Here is a 5,679-nt window from a genome sequence, read left to right as displayed (position 1 = left end):
GCCCGACCTTACCGGCCCAGGTGGCGGGGACTCCGGAGTGGCCCGGCCTCCCCGCCACCGCGGCCGTACGGGCCGGCCACGGTGGCGGATCGGGTGTCGTGCGTTCGTGCGGGGGTGGTTGTCAGGACTTCTTACCGCGTGTAGCTCCACCGCGCCCACGCAGATTCACGCCGGACTCCGTGAGGATGCGGTGAATGAATCCGTACGAGCGGCCGGTGGCGGCAGCCAGAGCGCGAATGCTCTCGCCGGAGTCGTACCTCTTTTTGAGTTCCGCCGCCAGCTTGTCGCGCTCGGCACCGGTCACGCGGGTGCCCTTCTTAAGGGTCTCGGCCACGAGTACCTCCCGTAGTGATGTGGTGACCGCTGCGTTATCCCCCGCCATGATCAGTCATTCCGGCCGGATCGGCTACCCACTACGCCAGAAAAGATCGAAGGAGATCCCGCGCAGGTCAGGCGAGTGCCACCAGATCACCAAAATCGTCACTCCAGATGTCCTCAACACCATCTGGCAGCAAAATCACTCTTTCCGGTTGCAGCGCCTCCACGGCACCTTCATCGTGGGTCACCAAAACGATGGCTCCGGCGAAGGTCCGGAGGGCCGCCAGGATCTCCTCACGGCTGGCCGGATCGAGGTTGTTGGTGGGCTCGTCGAGCAGCAGCACATTGGCGCTCGACACCACGAGCGTCGCGAGGGCCAGGCGGGTCTTCTCCCCGCCGGACAGCACGCCGGCGGGCTTTTCCACGTCGTCACCGGTGAACAGGAACGACCCCAGGATCTTGCGTACTTCCACCTCGGCCAGGTCGGATGCGGCCGTCCGCATGTTCTCCAGGACCGACCGGGTCAGATCGAGGGTCTCGTGCTCCTGTGCGTAGTAGCCGAGACGCAGACCATGGCCGGCGATCACCTTGCCGGTATCGGGATCGTCGATTCCCGCGAGAAGCCTGAGCAACGTGGTCTTTCCGGCGCCGTTGAGCCCCAAGATCACGACTCGGCTGCCCCGATCTACGGCTAGGTCGACGTCGGTGAAAATCTCCAAAGATCCGTAGGATTTCGACAAACCCTCAGCGGTGAGCGGAGTTCGGCCACATGCGGCCGGATCCGGAAAGCGGATTTTGGCAACTTTGTCCGCGCGCCGTTCGTCTTCGACGCCGGAAAGCAAGCGCTGGGCCCGGCGCTCCATTTGCTGTGCCGCCTTGGCCTTGGTGGCCTTGGCCCGCATGCGATCGGCTTGTGTTTGCAGTGTGGCCGCCTGGCGGTGGGCATTGGCGCGCTCGCGCTTGCGGCGGCGTTCGTCGGTCTCGCGCTGCTCGAGGTAGGTCTTCCAGCCGACGTTGTAGATGTCGATGACGCTGCGGTTGGCGTCGAGATGAAAGACCCGGTTGACGACGGCGCCGAGCAGCCCGACATCGTGGCTGATGACCACCAGACCGCCCTGGTGGGAGCGCAGGAAGTCGCGAAGCCACGCGATCGAGTCGGCGTCCAGGTGGTTGGTCGGCTCGTCGAGCAGCAGCGTGTCCGCGCGGGAGAACAGGATCCTGGCCAGTTCGACCCGCCGGCGCTGACCGCCGGACAGGGTCCGCAGCGGCTGCGTCAGGATCCGGTCGGGCAGCCCGAGGCTCGAGGCGATCGAGGCGGCCTCGGACTCGGCCGCGTAGCCCCCGAGCACGTGCAGACGGTCCTCCAGTCGCCCGTAGCGCCGCACCGCGCGATCACGCTCGTGGCCGGTTGTGGTCGCCATGAGCTCCTCGGCCGCGCGCAGGTCACGAATGACCTCGTCGAGCCCTCGCGCGGACAGGATCCGGTCCTGCGCCAGCACTTCGAGATCGCCGGTGCGCGGGTCCTGCGGGAGATACCCCACCGTCCCGGAGTGACTCACCGTCCCCGCCGCGGGAAGCCCCTCGCCGGCGAGCACCCGGGTGAGCGTGGTCTTACCGGCCCCGTTACGGCCGACGAAGCCCACCCGGTCGCCCGGGTTGACCCGGAAGGTGGCTCCTTCGATGAGCAGCCGGGATCCGGCGCGCAACTCGACATCGGTCGCAATGATCACAGTGGTGAGGCTCCGCTTTGGGGGAATAGGGTTGGCAGGCCGACGGCGCAACAGAGCGCGCCCGGGGGATGTCACCGTGGCGCGCTCGAACGACTTGTCAGTCCGGGAGCATCTGATCAGTGTACGTGACATCGGAAGCGACACCACGCGCGGGAGTGATTGATGCGGGCTGCGATACGCCTGAGCTCTGTGATCGCACTGTTGGCGGCCTGGACCGGAGCGGCGCTCGTGCAGCCCTCATGGGCCTGCGGCTGCGGCGCGTTCGTCGGCCACGGGGGAAGTTCCGGGATCGACGTTGCCGACGAGACCTCGATCGTCCGGTTCGACGACAGGGCGGGGACCGAGCAGATCGTGCTGCGGATGTCGGTCAGGTCAGAGGTCCGTGACGCCGGGTGGCTGTTCCCGACCCCCTCCGCCGCGCAGGTCCGGCTCGGCGACCGCGCGTGGTTCCGCGAGCTGGACAGGCTGACCGAGCCTCGGGTGGTGCGGCGGCGGACGTGGTTCCCGCAGTTCGGCGACGGCGCCGGGGCGGGCGCGCCGCAGGGCGGCTCCGGCGGCGTCTCCGTGCTCGGCGAGAAGCACCTGGGACCGTTCACGGTGGCGACGCTGGCCGCGGACGACTCCGCGGCGCTGGCGAACTGGCTGAAGGGCAACGGCTACCGCCTCAGCCCCGGGCTGGGCGAGGCGCTCGCGCCCTATGTCGCGATGGGCTGGAAGTACGTCGCGGTGAAACTCGATCCCGGCGCCGGGCAGACCGTCTCGGGAGAGCTGGACCCGCTGCACGTGAGCTTCCGGACCCGTGAGCTCGTCTACCCGATGCGGCTGTCCCAGCGAGCCAAGTCCATGCAGTCGGTGCACCTGTACGTCCTGGCGCCGCATCGGGTCGCACGCGTCGCGTCTCGGGCCCCGCAGGACGAGATCCCCTTCGCGGGCTGGATCGACCCCGCTCAGGTCTCCTCGCCGGGACTGCGGCAATTCCTCGGCGGCCGGGTGTTCCTCACCGAGGCCCTCAACCGCCATCTGCCACCGCGGCTCATCAACGACGACTTCCACTACCGCTACACCGCCGACACGCCCTACCGGGAGACGACCTACGAGACCGAGGTCGTGCGCCTGCTCGGCGTCCCGGCCGGCCTGATCCTCCTGCCCGCCGGGGCGGTGCTCCTGGCGGTCGTGGTGATCACGCCGATCGTGGTCTTGCGCTCACGCCCCCGGCGCCCGGCGGCGTGAGCGTGTCACTGCCGCCGGTGTCACTGCTGTTCGGCGGCGAGCCGCTGGGAGATGGTGCCGTGCAGCTGCCGGAGCCCGGGAACGCCGAGCATGCCGACCTGGCCCTCCAGCTCACGCAGCATCGCGTCGGAGCTCGCGACGTGTTCTGAGGACTGCATGAGCACCGTGCCCTCGCCGGTGAAGTCGAACTGGTGCTCCTCGCCCGAGGTGCCGCCGACGCCGAACATCATCCTCGCCGCCCCCAGCACACCGCGCACATAGCTGTGGTCGTAGTGGTGGCAGGGCGACGGGCAGTCGGCCCAGCCGAGCAGCGCCTGCGGGTCGACGCGGATGGGCGGCTCCACGAAGTGCACGGGACCGTTGGAGGCGGCCACGAACCGGCCGGTGCCGATCAGGGTGAGGAAGCCCGGGATGATCGACTGCTTGAGCTCCAGACCCGGCTCGAAGGCCAGCAGGTTGGCGGCCCGGATCGTCAGGTTGCCGTTGTCCAGGTCGTAGGAGTTGATGTCGAAGCCGCGGTCGGCGAGCAGCAGTTTGCCCTGGCCTTCGGCGACGATCCAGTCATGGGCGTAGAGCGGTGAGTGGAAGCTCTGGGCGACGAGCATGTCCAGCGGGCCGGCCGACAGCGCCTGGAACCGGATCTGCCCGTAATAGGCGATCATCTTGCCCTTCTGGGTGAACCACTGGCCGTTCAGGTCCACCGAGAAGGCGTACGGGTTGATGTTGTCGTTGACGGGCAGCGTCGCCGCGTTGAACGTGGAGCTGGTCAAGGCTCAGACCTTCCTCTCGCTGGCCTGGACGTACACGGCGCCGGTGCCGCTCAGCCGGAGCTGGAAGGCCTCGCCCGACCCGCGGCCGATGATGTCCCGCACGCCGAGGGCGCTGGTGAGCGAGTTGTCCACCTGGCCCCGGTGGGCGACATAGGCCTGCGGGTCCACGTGGATGGGGCGCTGCGGGGTGATGGGCAGTTCGATGACGCCGCCGTGGGACAGCACGGCGCAGGTGCCGTGGCCCGCGAGGGTCGTGGTGAACAGGCCCTGCCCGGTCACCGCGCCCCTGAGGACACCGCGCGCGCCGCCCTGCTCGCCCATGAACATCGTCCCCGGCTGCAGGGTGGCGTCGTACAGGAGCAGCCGGTCGGCCTCGACGTAGAGGGAGTCGCCGGTCAGCTCGATGACCTGCACGTGCAGCCCGTTGTGGCCGAACATCGCGGTGCCCTGGCCCGTCACGTGCATCATCGGCGCGGACTCGCCGGCCATCCGGCGGCCGATCGCGCCGCCGATCCCCTGGCCGACCGTGGCGGTGGGGGCGAAGTTGACGTTGCCCACGTAAGCGAGCATGGAGCCGCGCCTGCTGTAGACCTCCTGGCCGTGGCCGACCGGGACCTGCACCATCTTCGCGTTGATCGAGGTGTATCCCGGCATCAGATCTCCAAAATCCCGCCGCGCTCGGCCGGCTGGACATAGACCAGCCCATGCCCCTGGTACCGGAACTGCACGCTCTCACCGGAACCCTGCCCGAGCACCGTGCGCCAGTTGACGTCGGTCACGACGTCCTGCTGCAGCTGTCCCCGGTGCGCGACGTAGGCGTGCGGGTCGACGCAGAGCGGCGCCCCCGGGCTCACCTCGAGGGCGATCGCAGGCCCGTCGGACAGGATCGCCACCGTTCCCTGCCCTTCGACCTTGGTGGTCGCGAGTCCCTGGCCGGTGCCCATGCCGCGCAAGCCGATGAACTGCACCCCGGTCTGCAGCCGGCCGTCGAGGGCCAGGAGACTTTCGGACTCGACCAGCAGGGTGTCGCCCGCGAGCTCGACCAAGGTGATCTCGGTCGCGTTGCTGGCGAGGAACACCGTGCCCTTACCGGTGATCTCCATCAGTGTCATGCCCTCGCCGGCGACCCTGCGGCGGATCGCACCGCGTAGGCCCTCGCCACCGGTCATCCCCTGACGCTTGAAGGCCATCTCGCCGTCGTAGGCGACCATCGAACCGTTCAGCGCCCTGATCGTCTCCCCCGCCAGTTCGACGGCGAGCATCTTTGAGCCGTGCAACCCAAATCTAGCCACGAGGCCACAACATACAGACAGATCGGCCTAGGAGTCGATCAATCGAATGCGAACCGCGCGAAACCGTCGTGGCGTACCGGCCAGCACGGCCGGCCGGGGGTCTGGGACGGTCAGGAAGGCCTCGGTCGAGGCGAGGTCGAAGACGGCGGACAGGCGCGGGTCCTCGCGCAACTCCGCCACCGCACGGGCGTGCGCGGCCAGCGCGGCGGCGGCCGCGGCGCCGTCCGGGCCGCTGCCCGGGTCAACGTCCAGACCACCGTCGAGGCCGATACCGGTCAGGGGAGGGAACGGCACGTGGCAGTCGGCCACCGCGCCGTCCCCGGCGGAGAACCGCACGAT

7 protein-coding genes are annotated in these 5,679 nt (G+C 68.9%); 1 reads left to right on the top strand and 6 read right to left on the bottom strand.

The window, feature by feature from the left end:
• Positions 1–121 precede the first annotated feature (121 nt).
• Positions 122–334 (bottom strand): helix-turn-helix domain-containing protein, encoded by a 213-nt coding sequence (locus tag HKK72_RS35200; RefSeq protein ID WP_012852589.1) that lies wholly within the window; start codon positions 332–334, stop codon positions 122–124.
• A gap of 115 nt (positions 335–449) precedes the next feature.
• Positions 450–2,048: an ABC-F family ATP-binding cassette domain-containing protein gene (locus HKK72_RS35195; RefSeq protein ID WP_187238734.1), complete on the bottom strand. Its 1,599-nt coding sequence runs from the start codon at positions 2,046–2,048 to the stop codon at positions 450–452.
• A gap of 189 nt (positions 2,049–2,237) precedes the next feature.
• Here HKK72_RS35195 and HKK72_RS35190 point away from each other — a divergent pair, with 189 nt between their 5' ends.
• Positions 2,238–3,278 carry a DUF2330 domain-containing protein gene (locus HKK72_RS35190; RefSeq protein WP_187238733.1) on the top strand — a complete coding sequence of 347 codons (1,041 nt, stop codon included), beginning with the start codon at positions 2,238–2,240 and terminating at the stop codon, positions 3,276–3,278.
• Between the two features lie 20 nt (positions 3,279–3,298).
• Here the strand turns inward: HKK72_RS35190 and HKK72_RS35185 are convergent, their stop codons facing one another.
• The 4 genes from HKK72_RS35185 to HKK72_RS35170 all read right to left on the bottom strand — a co-directional run.
• On the bottom strand, positions 3,299–4,048 hold the full coding sequence (locus tag HKK72_RS35185; protein WP_187238732.1) for an AIM24 family protein: 750 nt from the start codon (positions 4,046–4,048) through the stop codon (positions 3,299–3,301).
• Between the two features lie 3 nt (positions 4,049–4,051).
• Positions 4,052–4,702 carry an AIM24 family protein gene (locus HKK72_RS35180; RefSeq protein WP_187238731.1) on the bottom strand — a complete coding sequence of 217 codons (651 nt, stop codon included), beginning with the start codon at positions 4,700–4,702 and terminating at the stop codon, positions 4,052–4,054.
• Positions 4,702–5,340: an AIM24 family protein gene (locus HKK72_RS35175; RefSeq protein ID WP_315987608.1), complete on the bottom strand. Its 639-nt coding sequence runs from the start codon at positions 5,338–5,340 to the stop codon at positions 4,702–4,704. The genes HKK72_RS35180 and HKK72_RS35175 overlap by 1 nt, the downstream gene beginning before the upstream one ends.
• A 27-nt stretch (positions 5,341–5,367) precedes the next feature.
• A partial coding sequence (locus HKK72_RS35170; RefSeq protein WP_261987505.1) for a Vms1/Ankzf1 family peptidyl-tRNA hydrolase occupies positions 5,368–5,679 on the bottom strand: 312 nt, incomplete at its 5' end.

Origin of the sequence: Actinomadura sp. HBU206391 (assembly GCF_014323665.1) — a bacterium.
Classification (GTDB): Bacteria; Actinomycetota; Actinomycetes; order Streptosporangiales; family Streptosporangiaceae; genus Actinomadura_C.
The sequence above is the reverse complement of the archived record's forward strand: the minus strand, read 5'-3'. Positions and strand labels throughout refer to the sequence as shown.

Excerpts from the sequence above, each read along its gene's own strand:
- HKK72_RS35180 (WP_187238731.1), bottom strand. The coding sequence starts at position 4,702 with ATGCCGGGATACACCTCGATCAACGCGAAGATGGTGCAGGTCCCGGTC.